Origin of the sequence: Histidinibacterium lentulum, assembly GCF_003789055.1 — a bacterium.
GTDB lineage: Bacteria > Pseudomonadota > Alphaproteobacteria > Rhodobacterales > Rhodobacteraceae > Oceanicola > Oceanicola lentulus.
This window is the reverse complement of record NZ_ML119083.1, coordinates 129,151-144,592: the sequence shown is the minus strand read 5'-3', so window position 1 is coordinate 144,592 and position 15,442 is coordinate 129,151. Positions and strand designations below refer to the sequence as shown.

The following is a 15,442-nucleotide window of genomic DNA, read 5'->3' as shown; positions in this document are numbered from 1 at the left end:
CCTGAACGCGGGCACTCGGATCGACGCGCTAGCGGCGCGCGTTGCCCAGCATCGTGAGCCGAATCAGGCTCCGCTCCATGACCGAGGCCTGCGGCGCCATGGAGACCGAGCGCAGCTGCAGGTCGGTCTCGGTCAGGATCCCCAGAGCTTCCTCCAGCCGGTACATCCCCCACCGGCGAGCGAACCGCACGATTCTCTCCCGCCTCGGGCCGAAGACCGGCGGACGCATCCGGCCGATCCCCGCTTCCGGGCCACCCGGGTCCGCCGCCACCAGATGCAGCTGACGGAAGTAGCGCGTCGCCCCGATGCACAGCGATACCGGCGTCGTTCCCTGCGCCCAGAGCCGCCGCAGGATCGGGCCGAGCGCGCCCTGGTCGCCCGCGGCCACCGCCTCCAGCACGTCGTCGAGCTCCGCATCGGGCGACAGCGGACTCACCAGCGCCACGTCCTCGCCGGTGGCCTCCCGGTCCTCTCCCAGCATGTAGAGCGCCAGCTTCTCCAGCGTCTGCCGGAAATCGCCGGGCGCCACATCGCGCGCCAGCGCCTCCAATGCTTCCGACGCCTCCCCGGAGAGCCGGGTCAGACCGGCCTCCCGCAAGAGCCTGCCGATTTCCTCGGCGCTGGGCGGGTCGTCGTAGATCGCCGCCGCATAGGCCGTCTTATGGCCCTCGAAGAGCTTCCTCAGGCTGGAGCGCGCATTGAGCTGGCCCGCGGTGACCACGATCACCGCGTCGCCCTCGCGCCACTCCTCCAGCGCCACGGCCATGGCAGGTGTCGCGGCATCGCCCGCCTCGTCGACCAGCACGACCCGCAGGCCGGGGAAGAATCCCTGCGCCGTCACCGCGTCGAGCAGCGCCGCCGGATCCTTCCGCAGTTCCGCCCCGGCGAGTCGAGTCAGCCGCATCTCGGCCTCGCCCTGAGGGCCGATCAGCGCCTGAACGACCTCATGCCGCCGGGCGGTGATCCTCTCCGCGTCGCCACCGTGGATCAGCAGGCCGGGCCGCGCCGGGTCAGGTGAGCGGAAATACGCCGACGCCGAGCGCGGAGGCAGTTTCATGTCACCTGTGCCGTCAGCCGGATCAGGATCTGGTCCGCGAGCGCGATCGCCAGCCGTTCCTGGGCATCCTCCCGGCCCGCAAAGGTCGAGACCGCCGTTCCCGTCGCGGAATAGCTGCTGAAGCTCGTCACCCTGCCCTCGGCGAGGACACGTCCTGTGGCCACCTCGAGGAGCCGGTACTCCGCCTCACCCGGCAGGCTGAAGCGGGTCGTTTCCTGCTCCGTGGTCACGGCGACCGCAGCGCCCCGGATCACGATGTCCGTTTCGAGGAGGTACCGCGGCGTTTCGGCGATGCCGAGGCGGTCCACCAGCCGGTTGCGCAGGACGAAACCGGCATCCGTTGCCGGAGCCTCCACCGCGACAGTCCCGGCAAGGCGCCCGAGCGGTCCGTCCGGCCCGTAGACCGGCTGGAACCCGCACCCGGCCAGCAGGGCCGCGGCCCCGAGAAGCAGCGCGCGCCGCGTCGGTATCGGTGGTTCAGACCACCACATTCACGATCCGCCCCGGCACGACGATCACCTTCTTCGGGGGGCCGCCCTCCAGCGCCCGCGCCACGCTCTCGTCGGCGAGGGCGAGGGCCTCGATCTCGGATCTCGGAAGGTCCTTCGCCACGGTGATCTCCGACCTCCGCTTGCCGTTGACCTGCACGGGGAGGGTGATCGTGTCCTCCACCAGCAGCCGGTCATCTGCCACGGGCCAGGGCGCCTCTGCGACGAGGCCCGCGCCGCCCAGCATGCGCCAGATTTCCTCTGACAGATGCGGTGTCATCGGCGCCATCAGCTGCGCCAGCACCATCAGCGCCTCGCGCTTGCAGGGGGCGCCTGCGTCGGATTTGGCGAGGGTGTTGGTGAAGCCGTAGAGCTTGGCGATGGCGGCGTTGAAGCCGAAGCTCTCGATGCCCTGCGTCACGTCGAAGATGCAGCGGTGCAGCGCCTTGCGCAGCGCCTCGTCGCTCTCTTGCGAGCGCGCCTCGGCAGGGTCCTCCGCCGCCGCCTCCGCCGCCAGCCGGTAGACCCGGGCGAGGTGCCGGTTCGCGGCCTCGGCCCCCGCCGCAGTCCATTCCACGTCTCTCTCGGGCGGGCTGTCGGACAGGACGAACCAGCGCGCGGTATCCGCGCCGTACTGGCTGACGATGTCGGCGGGATCGACGACGTTCTTCTTCGACTTCGACATCTTCGCCGAGGGGACGATCTCCGCCTCGGTGCCGTCGGCGAGGAAAGCGCCGCCGTCGCGCAGCGTGACCTCCTCGGGGAAATGGTAGACCGGGCGGCCCTGGGGGTCGCGGGTCTGGTAGATCGCGTGGGTGACCATGCCCTGGGTGAAGAGCGCGTCGAAGGGCTCGATGGCGCTCTCGGGAAGGTGGCCGGTCTGCTGCATCGCGCGGGCGAAGAAGCGGGAGTAGAGCAGGTGCAGGATCGCGTGCTCGATGCCGCCGATGTACTGGTCGACGTTCATCCAGTAGCTGGCCGCCTCCATGTCGGTGGGCGTGTCGGCGTGGGGCGCGGTGAAGCGGGCGAAATACCAGGACGAATCGACGAAAGTGTCCATCGTGTCGGTCTCGCGCCGGGCGGCGGCGCCGCAGCGGGGGCAGGTGGTCTTGGTCCAGGTCGGGTGACGGTCCAGCGGGTTGCCGGGCACGTCGAAGGTGACGTCGTCGGGCAGGCGGACGGGAAGGTTCTCCTTCTTCTCGGGCACCACCCCGCAGGTTTCGCAATGGACCACGGGAATCGGGCAGCCCCAGTAGCGCTGGCGGGAGAGGCCCCAGTCGCGCAGGCGGTACTTCGTCACGCCCTGGCCGACGCCGTTCTTCTCGCAGAGCGCGATGGCGGATTCGACCGCCTCGTCGCCGTTACACGATGTAACGCCCTTCAAGCCGTTGATATAACGAACTTTCTCGGACTTGGGCGGAACGAAGGCCTCGCCGCCGTCCTCTGGTCGGACATGATCCGAGGCCGCCACCGGCTCGAACGTGGAGATCACCGGCAGGCCATACCTGCGCGCGAAATCGAGGTCGCGCTGGTCATGGGCGGGGCAGCCGAAGATCGCGCCGGTGCCGTAGTCCATCAGGATGAAATTGGCGATCCAGACCGGCAGCTCCCAGGAGGTGTCGAAGGGGTGACGCACTTTCAGCCCGGTGTCGAAGCCGCGTTTCTCGGCCTTCTCCAGCGCCTCCTCGGTGGTGCCGCCCTTGCGGACCTCGGCGCAGAAGGCGGCCACCTTCGGATCGTGCCGCTCGAGATGCTTCGCCAGGGGGTGATCCGGGGAGATGCCGACGAAGCTCGCCCCCATCAGCGTGTCGGGGCGGGTCGTGTAGACCTCGATCCGGTCGAATCCCTCGGGCGCGTTCACCGTGGAAAAGGCGAACTGCAGCCCGCGCGACCGGCCGATCCAGTTCGCCTGCATCAGCTTGACCTTCGCGGGCCAGTCGTCGAGCCCGTCGATGGCCTCCAGCAGCTCCTCGGCGAAATCGCCGATCCGGAAGAACCACTGCGTGAGCTCGCGCCGCTCCACCTCGGCACCGGACCGCCAGCCCCTGCCGTCGATCACCTGCTCGTTGGCGAGCACGGTCATGTCGACCGGGTCCCAGTTCACCACCGCGTTCTTGCGGTAGACGAGGCCGGCCTCGAGGAAATCGAGGAAGAGCGCCTGCTGCTGGCCGTAATACTCCGGGTCGCAGGTGGCGAACATGCGCGACCAGTCGAGGCCGAAACCGAGCGGCTTCATCTGCGCGACCATGTCCGCGATGTTGCCGTAGGTCCACTCCTTCGGATGGCCGCCCGAGGCCATGGCGGCGTTCTCCGCGGGCATCCCGAAGGCGTCGAAGCCCATGGGATGCAGCACGTTGTGCCCTGTGGCCTTCTTGTAGCGCGCGATCACGTCGCCCATCGTGTAGTTGCGGACATGGCCGATGTGGATGCGCCCCGAAGGGTAGGGGAACATCTCGAGGACGTAGTACTTCGGCCTGTCGCCCTCCGTCGTGGCGCGGAACGTGCCGGCCTCGTCCCATTCGCTCTGCCAGCGGGGCTCGATCAGGGAAGGGTCGTAGCGCGACATGGGGCGTCCTCGGATGCGATTGCTTCCGGGGGATAGCTTGGCGGGATGCGACTTTCCAGAGCGGAGGACGCTCCGCCGATCAGAGACGGCCGTCGCGGATCCGCAGCTCGCGTGCGCGTGCCAGGATCGCATCCTCCACCGCGCGGTTCGTTTCCGCCGCGACGGGGCCGGAGCGGGTGGCGATGGCCACGTTCAGCGAGCGCGCGTCAAGGGCCGGATCGGAGACGTAGACCGTGGCGCGGTAGGTCTGGCCGGTGCCGGGCGGCGTGCCGTAGCCCATCACGATCACCCCGGTGAAGGGGTCGACGGACTGGATCGGCAGGAAGGACAGCACGTCGAGCGAGGCCTGCCAGAGATAGCGGTTCACCGCCACCTGCTCGGCGCCGCGGGTGCGCGAGGCCTCTCTCGTGGCCGCTGCCGCGGGCGCCGCGCCGGACCCCAGCGAGCCACCGCCGAGCGAGGCGAAGGGGCGTGACCCGAGCGACCCGCCGCAGCCCGCGAGCGCGAGGCAGAGCACGGCAGCAAGGCCCGCGCGGAAGTGGCTGAATTCTCTGCTCAAGGGTTCGTCCCCCGTGCCCCGTGACCGTCTTTTCTCTGCGGGATTGTGTAGCCGCTGCGGGCGGGCGTCACAAGTGTCGCGACCCCGGGGCCGGGACCGCCGTGCAGGGCGGCAACGAAAAAGGGCGGCCCCGAAGGACCGCCCCCAATCTTGTCGATCGCAACCGATCAGAAGGTGAAGCCGATTTCGATCGTCGTGCCTTCCTGGAACTCGGGCGCACCGATCTCGTCTTCCTCGGAGTCGTCCTCGTCCTCGGCGAAGGAGATGGTGAGGGTCGCGCCTTCACCCAGGGAGGCCTGAGCACCGATGTAGTAGTCCAGACCTTCGTCGCCGTTGGCCTTCAGGTTGCCGTCGCCGCCGTTGAAGCCGGCGAGGATGGTCACACCCTCGAAGGCCGCGTAGGTGGCGTCGACCGAGAACTCGACCGCGTCGGTCGCGTCGTCGGTGTCATCCTGGTACTCACCCGCGATGGTGAACGGCCCTTGCGCGTAGGCGATGGACAGTTCGTACACATCCGGCACGTCCGAGTTCGACGCGTAGGTCGCGCCGAGCGTGACGGGGCCGATCGGGTAGGAGACGCCGACGCCGAAGGAGTCTTCCTCGATCGTCAGGTTGTTGGCGTAGGCGAACGACAGGTCGGCGCCGGCCAGCGTGGTGCCGGCGAAGATGCCGAACACTTCGTCGGTGTTGAAGTCGCCGTTGGCGGTCGGGTCGTAGGACCCGCCGGCGGTGGCGTCCGACTCGGCCTGGTAGGCCATGCCGACGGTGAACTGGCCGAACTCGGCAGTGGCACCGACCGACATCTGGTCGAGCGAGCCGTCGACGGTCGGATCGTCACCGACCAGGTTGCCGTCGACGTCGGCGATCACGTACGAAACGCCGGCCGAAACCGTGCCGAACGTGCCGGTGCCCTTCAGCACCACTTCGCCGTCAGCTTCGGAGAAGCTGTCGTTGGCCATCTCACCCACACCGGACCAGTAGTCCTCGGCGGCGAAGGAGGTGTCACCGAAGAAGAGGCCGGCGGTTTCGGAGGTCAGGCTGAGCAGGAAGCCACCGGCTTCCAGGTCGAGGCCGAGACCCGAGGTGTCGGCAACGCCGTTTTCGCTCGCGACGTTGACGAAATCGAAGTCGAACGTGGCGGCGGCGGTCAGGCCGGCGCCCAGTTCCTGGGACAGGGTCACGGCGATGTTGCCGTCGAAGTAGAAGCCGTCGGCGTCGTCGTTAACGTCGTCGTCGTCGTCGTTGAAGCCCAGGGTCACTTCGCCACCGAAGGAAACTTCGGCCGCTGCCGCACCCGCGATCGTGAAGGCCACGATCGAGGCGGAAGCGAGGAGGATGCTTTTCATGATATTCCCTCGTGTTTGCATTCCCGAGAATGCCAGTTGCACCAGCATTGAGAATGTCTTTGCGCCGATGCCCCGGAACACTCAAGTCCATAGGGTCGGGGCCTTGGACAGTGCCCTGCAAATGATGCAGTAACGCCACACAGATGCGCGCCTTCGGGCAGCTCCGGACGAGGGAGTCGGGCCGCTTCACGAAATATGTCCAAACTGTTGGAAAGCAAAGGGGATCGTGTATGTCGCTCGCAGGGATCAGGGCCCGTCTCGAGGCCGCCGAAATCGCCGCCGGACGGCCCCCCGGAAAGGTCTCCCTGATCGCCGTCTCGAAGCTCCAGCCCCCCGGCCGGGTGGCCGCCGTGCTCGACGCCGGACACCGGGTTTTCGGCGAGAACCGGGTGCAGGAGGCGGCGGAAAAATGGCCGGCCTGGACGGCCCGCTACGAGGGGGTGGAGCTGCATCTTCTCGGCCCGCTGCAGACCAACAAGGCGCGGCAGGCGATGGCGCTTTTCGACGTCATCCATTCCCTCGACCGTCCGAAACTCGCGACCACGATCGCGCGGCTCGCCGACGAGCTCGGGGCCTGTCCCGACCTCTTCGTGCAGGTGAACACCGGCGAGGAGCCGCAGAAGGCCGGCGTCGCGCCCGGGGAGGCGGACGGGTTCGTGGCCGAATGCCGGGGGCTGGGGCTGCCCGTGGTGGGCCTCATGTGCATCCCGCCCGCCGAGGAGGAGCCCGCGCTGCACTTCGCGCTGCTGGCGAAGATCGCCGAGAGGAACGGTCTCGCGGGGCTGTCCATGGGCATGTCGGGGGATTTCGAGACGGCCGTCGCGCTCGGGGCGACCCATGTGCGGGTGGGCTCTGCGATCTTCGGCGAGAGGCCGGGGCCCGGGGGCTAGCCCACGATCAGCCGCACGCCGTGGCGCAGGCGGGGGGCGATCCAGGCCAGGTGCGCGGGCGCCAGCGCCACGCAGCCCGCGGTGGGATGGCCCGGCTTGCGCCAGCGGTGCAGGAAGATCGCGGAGCCGCGGCCGCGCCGCGCGCGGGGCCAGTTCCAGTCGGTGATCAGCACGAGATCATAGAGCGGATCGGGGCGGCGCAGGCGTTCGTGGCTCGGAGCGTAGGGGGCGCGGACCATGAGGTTGTAGTCCTCGTCCGCCGGATCGTCGGACCACAGGTCGCCCGGCCGGATCGGCACCGCCCAGTCTGCGGGCCGTGCGATGCGGTCGGGCCGGTAGAACATTCCGACGATCCCGTGGACGCCGCGCGGCGTGGCGCCGTCGCCCTCGTGCTTGTCGCCGGTCACGCCGCCCCGTCCCGTCACGCAGGGAAACCGTCGCCCCATGAAGCGCAGGTGCCCCGGGGCAAGAACGAGATCGGAGGAGCGGGGTGCGGCGGTCATGCTGGGGCAGGTGTCGCGCGGCGGGCCGTGTTGCGCAAGACGCCGCGGCCCGTCGCGGGCCTCTCTTCGGTCCGTCGAAGGCCGTTTCCTCTGCCCATCGGAGTTGATTGACGTCAAGGTGAGGACACGCGGGCCGGTTCAGGCTCGCGCCGTGAGCCGCATGCAGGGGAGGCAGCCATGGACGACATCGAAAAGCTTCTGAAGGGCACGGTGGAGGAACTCGACCGTCTGCTCAATGCCAAGAACGTGCTCGGCGCGCCGATCGAGCGCGACGGGGCCACGGTGATCCCGCTCGTCAGCTTCGGCTTCGGGTTCGGCGCCGGTGGATCGGCCGGGACCGGAACATCCGGCGGCTCGAGCGGCACGGGCGCGGGCGGCGGCGTGAAGCCGGTGGGCGCCATCATCATCGACGATCACGGCGCCCGGGTCGAAGAGGTGCGCGGCGCCGTCACCACCATCGCCGACATGGTCGCCGAGACGGCGGCGAAGGCCATGGCCCGTCGCAGGGCCGCCAGCACCGCCTCCGACGACGCGAGCTGATCCCGTGCCGGAGGCGCTGGGCTGGCTTCTGTCGGCGCTTCTCGCGGCCGGTCCGGCGCTGGTCCTGCTGGCGCTGCTCCTGCCGTGGCATCTCGAGATCGCGGGCGGTACCATGCCCGCGCCGTTCGGCCGGCTGGTCCTTAGGCCCGGCTCCGCCTGCGCTCCCGCGCTGCTCCGCCTGTCCTGGCCCCGGCCGCGCCGCGCGCCGACGCCGCGCAAGAAAGCCGAGGTTGCGCCCGGTCGGCACGCCCGCAAGGCAAATCGCCACGCCGACCGCCCGCGCAGGCTCCTCCCCCGCCTGCTGCGGGCGCTGCCCGACCTGATCGCGGACAGCCTGCGCGGCGTCGAGGTGATCTCCCTGCACCTCTCCGGGCGGTTCGGGCTCGCCGATCCGGCGGAGACCGGGATGCTCTGGGGGCGGCTCTGCCCGTTCCTCTGGGCCTCTCCCGCCCTGCGCGGTGCCGTCGATCTCGCGCCCGATTTCGACGGCGAGCGGTTCGACGGGGAGGGGGCGCTGACGCTGCGGCTCTGGCCGCTCTGGCTGATCGGTCCGGCGCTTCGCTTCGCGACCGGCGAGGCGATGGCCGGGCTCGGGTCCGGTCTGCGCCGCCGGACCGCCGCACTCCGGGGGAGGCGCCCGTGGTCCGCTACGTGATCGAGACCGCGCCGGACCGGACCGAGCTCGAGGTGCTCTGCCGGGTCGAGCACGTCGTCAGCGTCTCCCGCCACGGCCTGCGCGCCACGGCCTCCAAGCGGCCCATCGCCATGCGCCTTCGGGGCGAGGTGGTGGTGCTGCGCCAGCCGGGCATCGGGTCCGCGGACCGTCGCGCGATCGAGGAAAGCTTCGGCGCGCTCTCCGGCTGACCCGGTCCGTCCGCAGCCTCGCCCGCCCCCGGCACGGCGTCACCATGACACGCACCGACCCGCCGGCTCCCCGACGCCCGGCCTCTACAGGATATGCCCCGACTTCCGCGCCTTCGTGGCGAGGTAGTGATGGTTGAACCGGGTCTCCCCCACCTTCAGCGGCACCCGCTCCGCCACCTCGATCCCGCAGCCTCTGAGCCGCTCCACCTTGGCGGGATTGTTGGTCATCAGCCGCACCGAGCCGAACCCCAGCCGCTCCAGCAGCGCCGCGCCGATGCGGAAATCCCGCTCGTCGTCCTCGAACCCCAGCCGGTGATTGGCCTCCACCGTGTCGAAGCCGAGATCCTGCAGCGAATAGGCCCGCATCTTGTTGGCGAGCCCGATCCCGCGCCCCTCCTGGTTGAGGTAGAGCAGCACGCCCGCGCCTTCCTGCCCCATCTGCGCCAGCGCCGTGCGCAGCTGCGCCCCGCAGTCGCATTTGAGCGAGCCCAGAAGATCGCCCGTGAAACAGGCCGAATGGAGCCGCGCCAGAACCGGTCGGTCCCGGTCGGGATCTCCGATCTCGATGGCGTAGTGCTCCTCCGCCCCGTCGGCCGGGCGGAAGACATGCAGCCGCGCGCTCTCGGCCAGCTCCAGCGGCACCCGGGCCGACACCACCGGCGCGAAAGGCGAGACGGCCACGGGCACGACCTCGCCGATCTCCGCCAGCGTCAGGTTCTCCGCCCGGGCGAGGGCCGCGCCATCGGCGACCGGCACCACGATCGCGGCGGGCAGGAGCCGCGCCGCCTTCGCGAGCGCCAGCGCCGCGCGGTGCAGTTCGGCCGCCCCGCCCCTCTCGGTGGTCAGCGGTCCCTTCATCGGCGCGGTCAGGTCGTCCTTCGGGTCCGCCACCGCCGAGACCCAGGCGACATCCGCGTCGCCGGGCAGGATCACCCGGGCAAGATCGCCGTCATAGGCCCGCGCCTTCAGCGTCGCCGCGCGCCGGCCAGTGATCGCCAGCACGGCGGGTCCCAGCGCCCGCGCCGCGGCGAGCCGCCCCGGACCCAGCGTCTCGGCGGCGAGCACCAGCGCCGCGCCCGAGGGCGCGGTCAGCACGACCGGAACCCCCATGCGCAGGTCGCCCCGCGCGCGGGCCAGTCGCTCCGTCGGATCCGGCTTCAGCCCCATCCTCGCCCCTGCCGCCTCGGCTGTCTTCGCGCAGGTTCTTTTCCTGCCTCGGCCCCGGGCGCAAGCCCCGGCCCGGCTTGACCCTCCCGCCCGCCAGCCCGTAAGCCACGGGCGATACCCGCCACCCCGGAGACCCCATGACCCAGCGGCTTCACCTCGTTTTCGGCGGAGAGCTCATCGATCCGCAGAAGAACGCCTTCAAGAATGTGGACGACATCCACATCGTCGGCATGTTCCCCGATTACGCCAGCGCCTACAACGCCTGGAAGGCGGAGGCGCAGCGCACCGTGGACAATGCCCACATGCGCTATTTCATCGCGCATATCCACCGGCTCCGGGACGAGGAGGCCGAGGCCTCCCCGACCGAGGAGCTGGGCGACTGACACGCGTCCCGCGGCCCTGGCGCGGGGCCGTGACGGCCCCGATGCCGCCCCGGCCCGCCGCGGGCCCGGTGATCTGGCTGCATCTCGGCCCCCAGAGCGACACCGAGGCGCTGGCCGCGCTGGCGCAGCGCATGGCCCAGGACGACCGCGAGGCGTTCTGGGTCTGCACCGGGGGAGATCCGGTGCTGCCGCCGCCGCTCGTCGCTGTGCCGCAACCGCCCGACAGTCCGTCCTCGGCGCGGGCCTTCCTCGACCACTGGCGGCCCGATCTGGTGATCTGGATGCAGGGCGGGTTCCTCGGGAGCCTCCTGTCGGAGGTGGATGCGCGGGACGTGCCACGGCTTCTGGTGGATGCCGACGACCGGGATCTGGCGCTGCTGCGCTCGGGTTGGCGCGACAAGATGCGGCGCGGGCCGATCGACGGGTTCCGCCATGCGCTGGCGCTCGACGAGGCCTCCGCCGCGCGGCTCCGTCGGCTGGGGCTGCCGTCGGCCCGGATCGAGGTCACCGGTCCCCTGAACGAGGGCGCCGTCACCCTGCCGGGCCGGGAGCCCCTGCGGAGCGAGATCGCCGAGGCGCTCTCCGGACGGCCGGTCTGGTTCGTGCCCGCGGCGCCGATGACGGAGTTCCGCATTCTCGCGGAGGCGCATCTCGCAGCGAGCCGCCGGTCGCACCGCCTGCTGCTGGTGGTGGAGCCCGCGGGCGGCGTGCCCGGTCCGACCGCGTCGGGGGCGCTGCGGCAGGCCGGGCTGCGCGGCGGCACCCGCACCGGCACGGGACTGCCGTCGGAGATGCACCAGGCCTTCGTGGTCGATACCGAGGGCGAACTGGGGACATGGTATCGCCTGGCGCCGGTCACCTGCATGGGCGGGACCTTCGAGACGGGCGGCGGGCGCAGCCCCTATGAACCCGCGGCGCTGGGGTCCGCGGTGCTGCACGGGCCGATGACCGCCCCCCACGACGGCGCCTACCGGAGGCTGATGCGCGGCCGGGCGACGAGATCCGTCACCGATCCGCGCGGGCTCGGCGCGGCGCTCGGAGAGATCCTCGCGCCGGACCGCTCCGCCGCCCTCGCCCATGCCGCCTGGAGCACCCTCTCGGCCGGGGCGCCGGTGACGAACCGGCTGATGGACCTGATCTGCGAGATCTTCGACGAGGCGGGGATCTGATGCGCGAGCCGCGCTTCTGGTCCGCGCCGCCCCGGGCGCCCGGCCTCGCCGCGCGCCTGCTGGCGCCCCTCGGTCTCCTCTACGCCCGCGCCACGGCGCGGCGGCTGGCAGGAGCCAGCCCGGTGCGCCCCGGCGTGCCGGTGATCTGCGTGGGCAATCTCAACGCGGGCGGCACCGGCAAGACTCCCACCGCCATCGCCCTCGTCCAGAGGCTGACCGAAAGGGGCGTCGCGGTGCATGTCGTGAGCCGGGGATATGGCGGGCGGCTTGCCGGCCCGGTCCGCGTCGATCCGATCCGGCACCGGGCCGCCGACGTGGGCGACGAGCCGCTTCTCCTTGCGGCCTTCACACCGGTCTGGGTCGCGCGCGACCGTGCGGCGGGGGCCGCGGCGGCGGTGCGGGAGGGGGCAGGGGCGATCCTGATGGACGACGGCTTCCAGTCGCCCGCCCTCGCGCAGGATCTCTCCCTCGTGGTGGTCGACGCCGCCCGCGGCTTCGGCAACGGGCTCTGCATTCCCGCGGGTCCCCTGCGGGAGCCCGTCGCGGCGGGCCTTGCGCGCGCCGATCTGCTGCTGTCGCTGGGGGATGCGAGGGCGCAGGCCGGGTTCCTCTCGCGCTGGGGCGGGGCGATCCCCCCGGGTCTCCCCCATCTGACGGGCAGGCTCGAGCCCCTCGCGACGGGCATGCCCTGGGCGGGGATGCGGGTGCTGGCCTTCGCCGGGATCGGGCATCCGGAGAAAGCCTTCGCCACCCTGCGCGGCCTTGGCGCCGAGATCGTCCGCGCGGTGCCGCTGTCGGATCACCAGCCCCTGACGCCTGCCCTGATGGCCCGGCTCGAGCGGGACGCCAAGGCCGCGCGGGCGCAGCTCGTGACCACGGAGAAAGATGCGGTGAGGCTGCCCACGGCCTTCCGGTCGAAGGTCCTGACCCTGCCGGTGCGTCTGGCGCTCGACGATCCTGCGCCGCTCGACGCGCGGTTCGAGGCGCTCTTCGGCAGGGGGTGAGGCGCGGGCGGGGCGGGCTCAAGCCCGCTTTGGGCCCCGCGGTGTCCCGCGGGTGAGAGGGATTTAAGTCCGTCCGGCGGCGTTGCGGCTTGCGGTGGGGGGTGGCGGGTTGGAAACTCGTCCGGCGGCGGTGCGGCTTGCGGTGGGGGGTGGCGGGTTGGAAACCCGTCCGGCGGCGGTGCGGCTTGCGGTGGGGTGTGGCGGGTTGGAAACCCGCCCTACTGCGGTGCGGCTTGCGGTGGGGTGCGGCGGGTTGGAAACCCGCCCTACGGCGGTGCGGCTTGCGGTGGGGTGTGGCGGGTTGGAAACCCGCCCTACGGCGTTGCGGCTTGCGGCGGGGGGTGGCGGGTTGGAGACCCGCCCTGCGGCGTTGCGGCTTGCGGTGGGGTGTGGCGGGTTGGAAACCCGCCCTGCGGCGTTGCGGCTTGCGGTGGGGTGTGGCGGGTTGGAAACCCGTCCGGCGGCGTTGCGGCTTGCGGTGGGGTGGAAACCCGCCCTGCGGCGGCGGGGCCGCAGGGCGGCAAGGCGGGTCGGATACCCGCCTTGTGGGGGTCAGGTCACTCGCCGACGGCGGCGGCGACGGCATCCATCAGGCCGGTGGACCAGTTGCCCTCGAACTTCGCCCCGTTGATCACGAAGGACGGCGTGGAGGTCACGTTGTCCTCCGCCGCGTTCTCCTCGTACCAGGCGATGAGGGTCTGCGCCTTCTCGGCATCGGTGAAGCAGGCGTCCACCTGCTCTCCGGTCAGCCCGGCGGCGAGGCCGATCTGCCGCAGGCTCTCGGCGATCGCGGCCCCGTCGCCCTGGGTCCAGTCGCGCTGCCGCTCGTAGATCATCTCCGTGATCCCGAAGAACCGCTCCTCCCCGCCGCAGCGCGCGATCATCGAGGCCCAGAGGCCCGGCAGATCGAAATAGACCTCGCGGTAGATCATGCGCACCTCGCCGGTGTCGATGTAGGTCTCCTCGAACTCGGCCAGCATCTCGTTGTGGAAGGTCGCGCAATGGGGGCAGGTGAAGGAGGCGTATTCGATCACCGTCACCGGCGCGTCGGCCGAGCCCTTGACCATGTCGGGGATCGCCGAGGTGTCGATCTCCGCCGCGTCATCCTGGGCGAAGGCCGCGCCGATCTCGAGGCTCTCCTCCCCGCCGCCGGGGCGCGTGAGGAACCAGGTGCCTCCGGCAACGAAGGCCGCGGCGAGAAGAAGCGTGGGCAAGGTGCGGGTCATGGTCTGCCTTTCGTGAAACGGGGAGGGGTCAGCGCGGGGCGCGGCGGCCGAGAACCGCCGTGCCGAGCCGTTCGAGGGCATCGCGCAGCCCCGGGTCGGTGACGTCCCGGGCCGCCTCGGCGGCCTCGGGCAGGGGGTCGCGGGGCGGCTCGGTCGGCCGGGCCGCCCCGCGACCGAACAGGGCGCGCCCCTCGGAGAACCCGGTGCCCGCGGTCTGGGTGATGCGGATGCGGGTGATGGCGCGGTATCCGTAGCAGGCGTTCACCCGCTCCGCGATCCGCTCCTTCTGCATCTCCAGCATGGGCGCCTGGGCGCCCGTCGTCAGCAGGCAAAGGGTGGCGCCCATGCCCTGCCGTCCGTAGGACACCTCCACGGGACGGCAGATCGCGGCGATCTCGGCGCCCGCCACCTCCTCCCAGTGGGTCAGCAGGCGGGACACGGCGAAGCCGCGCGACTGCGTGGCCGCGCGGATGCGGCCCTGCATCAGGCCGGAGGCGCGGGCAAAGCCGCGGGTTGTGCTCTCTCTGGTCGGCATGGCTCTCTCTCGCCCTACACTCTAGGGAAACGCGCGGCAGGGACCAGCCCCGGGGATGAAAGGAACGCTAAAGAATGCGTGACGCGAGCGACGGGCCGAGCGGAGACCTTCTCGCCTGGTACGACGTCCATGCCCGCGTCCTGCCCTGGCGCACGGGGCCGGAAGAGCGCCGGGCGGGGGTGCGGCCCGATCCCTACCGCGTCTGGCTGAGCGAGATCATGCTCCAGCAGACCACCGTCGCCGCGGTGCGCGCCTATTTCCGCGCCTTCACCGAGCGCTGGCCCACGGTGCAGGCGCTGGCGGAGGCGGAGGACGACGCGGTCATGGCCGAATGGGCGGGCCTCGGCTACTACGCCCGCGCCCGCAACCTGCTGAAATGCGCCCGGGTCGTGGCCCGGGAGCACGGCGGCGACTTTCCCGACACCGTCGAGGGCCTGCGCGCCCTGCCGGGCATCGGCCCCTACACGGCGGCCGCCGTCGCCGCCATCGCCTTCGACCGGCCCGCCGTGGTGGTGGACGGCAACGTGGAGCGGGTGATGGCCCGACTGCACGGGGTCGAGACGCCGCTGCCCGCCGCGAAGAAGGAACTGACGGCGCTCGCCGCCGCCCTGACGCCCCAGGAGAGGCCCGGCGATCATGCCCAGGCGGTGATGGACCTCGGCGCCACGATCTGCACGCCGCGCAACCCCGCCTGCGGTCTCTGCCCCTGGCGGGCGCCCTGCGTGGCGCGGGCCGCGGGCATCGCGGCGGAGCTGCCCCGGAAGTCGCCGAAGAAGCCGAAACCCGTCCGCCTCGGCATCGCCTATGTCGCCCGCCGCGCCGATGGCGCCTGGCTCATGGAGCGGCGTCCCGACAGGGGGCTTCTCGGAGGCATGACCGGCTGGCCGACCTCGGACTGGTCCGAAGCCCCTTCGGACGACCCCCCGATGGACGCGGACTGGCGGGACACCGGAGAGGAGGTGCGGCACACCTTCACCCATTTCCACCTGCGGCTGCGCATTCTGGTGGCGGAGGTGCCCGAGGGCTCCGTGCCGGACCGGGGCGCCTTCGTCGCCAGCGTCCGCCCCTCGGATCTGCCCACGCTCATGCGCAAGGTCTTCGACCTCGCCCGCAGTGCTGTTCCGCCGCGTTGAGGGCCCGCCCCG

Annotated in this window: 17 protein-coding genes; 8 read left to right on the top strand and 9 right to left on the bottom strand. The window is 71.3% G+C overall.

Features of this window, described 5'->3' with window-relative positions; genetic code table 11:
- Nucleotides 1-28: 28 nt before the first annotated feature.
- The 5 genes from holA to EAT49_RS06580 form a co-directional block, all read right to left on the bottom strand.
- Entirely contained in the window at nucleotides 29-1,057 is a 1,029-nt protein-coding gene (gene holA, locus EAT49_RS06600; protein ID WP_123641513.1) for a DNA polymerase III subunit delta, read from the bottom strand.
- Nucleotides 1,054-1,548 carry an LPS assembly lipoprotein LptE gene (gene lptE / locus EAT49_RS06595; RefSeq protein ID WP_123641512.1) on the bottom strand — a complete coding sequence of 165 codons (495 nt, stop codon included), beginning with the start codon at nucleotides 1,546-1,548 and terminating at the stop codon, nucleotides 1,054-1,056. Before lptE ends, holA begins: the two co-directional genes overlap by 4 nt.
- Nucleotides 1,535-4,111, bottom strand: coding sequence for a leucine--tRNA ligase (gene leuS / locus EAT49_RS06590; protein WP_123641511.1), 2,577 nt, complete (start codon nucleotides 4,109-4,111; stop codon nucleotides 1,535-1,537). Before leuS ends, lptE begins: the two co-directional genes overlap by 14 nt.
- Nucleotides 4,112-4,190: 79 nt before the next feature.
- A complete protein-coding gene (locus tag EAT49_RS06585) occupies nucleotides 4,191-4,670 on the bottom strand; it encodes a DUF3576 domain-containing protein (protein WP_123641510.1) in 480 nt (159 codons plus the stop codon).
- A gap of 167 nt (nucleotides 4,671-4,837) precedes the next feature.
- A complete protein-coding gene (locus tag EAT49_RS06580; RefSeq protein WP_246003777.1) occupies nucleotides 4,838-6,064 on the bottom strand; it encodes a porin in 1,227 nt (408 codons plus the stop codon).
- Between the two features lie 182 nt (nucleotides 6,065-6,246).
- Between EAT49_RS06580 and EAT49_RS06575 the strand changes: the two genes are divergently transcribed.
- Nucleotides 6,247-6,906: a YggS family pyridoxal phosphate-dependent enzyme gene (locus EAT49_RS06575; RefSeq protein WP_123641509.1), complete on the top strand. Its 660-nt coding sequence runs from the start codon at nucleotides 6,247-6,249 to the stop codon at nucleotides 6,904-6,906.
- Here the strand turns inward: EAT49_RS06575 and EAT49_RS06570 are convergent.
- Nucleotides 6,903-7,409 carry a L,D-transpeptidase family protein gene (locus tag EAT49_RS06570; protein WP_123641508.1) on the bottom strand — a complete coding sequence of 169 codons (507 nt, stop codon included), beginning with the start codon at nucleotides 7,407-7,409 and terminating at the stop codon, nucleotides 6,903-6,905. The two genes, EAT49_RS06575 and EAT49_RS06570, sit on opposite strands and share 4 nt — an antisense overlap.
- Before the next feature lie 177 nt (nucleotides 7,410-7,586).
- Here EAT49_RS06570 and EAT49_RS06565 point away from each other — a divergent pair, with 177 nt between their 5' ends.
- The 3 genes from EAT49_RS06565 to EAT49_RS06555 are packed head-to-tail and all read left to right on the top strand — an operon-like array spanning nucleotide 7,587 to nucleotide 8,813.
- On the top strand, nucleotides 7,587-7,949 hold the full coding sequence (locus tag EAT49_RS06565; RefSeq protein WP_123641507.1) for a spore germination protein GerW family protein: 363 nt from the start codon (nucleotides 7,587-7,589) through the stop codon (nucleotides 7,947-7,949).
- A 4-nt stretch (nucleotides 7,950-7,953) separates the two neighbouring features.
- On the top strand, nucleotides 7,954-8,604 hold the full coding sequence (locus EAT49_RS06560) for a hypothetical protein (protein WP_123641506.1): 651 nt from the start codon (nucleotides 7,954-7,956) through the stop codon (nucleotides 8,602-8,604).
- Nucleotides 8,589-8,813: a hypothetical protein gene (locus EAT49_RS06555; RefSeq protein WP_123641505.1), complete on the top strand. Its 225-nt coding sequence runs from the start codon at nucleotides 8,589-8,591 to the stop codon at nucleotides 8,811-8,813. Before EAT49_RS06560 ends, EAT49_RS06555 begins: the two co-directional genes overlap by 16 nt.
- Before the next feature lie 84 nt (nucleotides 8,814-8,897).
- Here EAT49_RS06555 and ribA read toward each other — a convergent pair whose 3' ends face one another.
- Nucleotides 8,898-9,980, bottom strand: a complete 1,083-nt coding sequence (gene ribA / locus EAT49_RS06550; RefSeq protein ID WP_123641504.1) for a GTP cyclohydrolase II — start codon at nucleotides 9,978-9,980, stop codon at nucleotides 8,898-8,900.
- A gap of 137 nt (nucleotides 9,981-10,117) precedes the next feature.
- Here ribA and EAT49_RS06545 point away from each other — a divergent pair, with 137 nt between their 5' ends.
- The 3 genes from EAT49_RS06545 to lpxK are packed head-to-tail and all read left to right on the top strand — an operon-like array spanning nucleotide 10,118 to nucleotide 12,536.
- The gene (locus EAT49_RS06545; RefSeq protein WP_123641503.1) at nucleotides 10,118-10,363 is read left to right on the top strand and encodes a DUF4170 domain-containing protein; all 246 of its coding nucleotides are present in this window, start codon (nucleotides 10,118-10,120) and stop codon (nucleotides 10,361-10,363) included.
- Nucleotides 10,364-10,404: 41 nt separating this feature from the next.
- A complete protein-coding gene (locus EAT49_RS06540) occupies nucleotides 10,405-11,532 on the top strand; it encodes a 3-deoxy-D-manno-octulosonic acid transferase (protein ID WP_148078730.1) in 1,128 nt (375 codons plus the stop codon).
- Nucleotides 11,532-12,536, top strand: coding sequence for a tetraacyldisaccharide 4'-kinase (gene lpxK / locus EAT49_RS06535; RefSeq protein WP_123641501.1), 1,005 nt, complete (start codon nucleotides 11,532-11,534; stop codon nucleotides 12,534-12,536). The genes EAT49_RS06540 and lpxK overlap by 1 nt, the downstream gene beginning before the upstream one ends.
- Nucleotides 12,537-13,093: 557 nt before the next feature.
- Here the strand turns inward: lpxK and EAT49_RS06530 are convergent.
- On the bottom strand, nucleotides 13,094-13,762 hold the full coding sequence (locus EAT49_RS06530; protein ID WP_123641500.1) for a DsbA family protein: 669 nt from the start codon (nucleotides 13,760-13,762) through the stop codon (nucleotides 13,094-13,096).
- A gap of 28 nt (nucleotides 13,763-13,790) precedes the next feature.
- Nucleotides 13,791-14,297 carry a DUF721 domain-containing protein gene (locus EAT49_RS06525; RefSeq protein WP_123641499.1) on the bottom strand — a complete coding sequence of 169 codons (507 nt, stop codon included), beginning with the start codon at nucleotides 14,295-14,297 and terminating at the stop codon, nucleotides 13,791-13,793.
- Between the two features lie 74 nt (nucleotides 14,298-14,371).
- On the opposite strand from EAT49_RS06525, the gene mutY reads away from it, so the two are divergent.
- A complete protein-coding gene (mutY, locus tag EAT49_RS06520) occupies nucleotides 14,372-15,430 on the top strand; it encodes an A/G-specific adenine glycosylase (RefSeq protein WP_123641498.1) in 1,059 nt (352 codons plus the stop codon).
- The last annotated feature ends 12 nt before the right edge of the window (nucleotides 15,431-15,442 follow it).